The following is a 1,013-nucleotide window of genomic DNA, read 5'->3' as shown; positions in this document are numbered from 1 at the left end:
AAAAGCAGGAGGTGCTAATTTCATGAATGGAACCAACCTGATCCCTGTAAATGTTCTGACTATCAAAGCGGCTACAGCTGCCGGAACCATGGGCGGAACAAAAAGCGCTGTTGTTTTATCTGCAACGGATCAAACCTTAGTATCAAATGCTCCTCTTGGAAGTGCATTAACATTGAACCTGGACTACACTATTCCAGCGGCAAAATCTTCATCTTCTGATATTTTAGGTAAACCAGCCGGAACTTATACTCAAACAGTAACGTATACAGCAACTGCTTTGTAGCAGCTGTAGATTTGTAATGTTCAAAAGAGAACAAGAATAATAATTAAATCTTACTGCCATGACAAAACAAATCGCCATCACAGCCTTAACTTTTGGAGTAGTTATATTTGGAACTAATAATGTTCAAGCTCAAAATACAGCCGCAACCACAACGGTAAATATTACCCTGAACGATGTGATCTCTATAGATGCAGGAAGTACAGCAATTGGTGGTATAGTTGCTTTTAACTATGTTACTGCAGCAGACTATAACTCTGATCAGACGATTACCAAAGTCAACTCCTTAAAAGTTACCTCAACGAAGAATTTTAATGTAAAGGTAAAAGCGGGAGGACCGCATTTCGTCAATGGTTCAAACTCAATCCCTGTAGATGTTTTGACAATCAAGGTTGCAGAAGCTCCCGGAAATATGGGCGGAACCAAAAACGATGTGGTTTTATCTCCAGGAGAAAGAACCTTAGTATCCAATGCTCCTCTCGGAAGTGCATTAACACTGAATCTGGATTACATCATTCCAGCAGCAAAATCCTCATCTTCTGATATTTTAGGTAAACCCGCTGGAACTTATACCCAAACAGTAACATATACTGCGACTACTTTATAAAAAAACACATCAATATATATGCCCTCAGCACTTTCCAGGTATTGAGGGCTTTTTTATTTAAACAAAATGAATAATCCTGTAGTGATTTTACTACATGAACTTCCTTTTTCCACTACAAAGAAACTT

General features: G+C 38.5%; 1 protein-coding gene and 1 pseudogene. Both read left to right on the top strand.

Features of this window, described 5'->3' with window-relative positions; translation table 11 throughout:
• A pseudogene (locus ACTJIP_RS23020) lies at nt 1–283 on the top strand (peptidoglycan-binding protein LysM); the annotation flags it as partial.
• A 58-nt stretch (nt 284–341) separates the two neighbouring features.
• The gene (locus ACTJIP_RS23015) at nt 342–887 is read left to right on the top strand and encodes a peptidoglycan-binding protein LysM (RefSeq protein WP_180563542.1); all 546 of its coding nucleotides are present in this window, start codon (nt 342–344) and stop codon (nt 885–887) included.
• Nucleotides 888–1,013: the final 126 nt, after the last annotated feature.

It is taken from the genome of Chryseobacterium sp. 22543 (assembly GCF_052044565.1).
Taxonomy (GTDB): domain Bacteria; phylum Bacteroidota; class Bacteroidia; order Flavobacteriales; family Weeksellaceae; genus Chryseobacterium.
Note: the sequence above shows the minus strand (reverse complement) of the source record. Positions and strands in the feature narration are given on the sequence as shown.

What these genes read in the sequence shown, in the direction of transcription:
- ACTJIP_RS23015 (WP_180563542.1), top strand. Translation starts at nt 342, where the DNA reads ATGACAAAACAAATCGCCATCACAGCCTTAACTTTTGGAGTAGTTATA.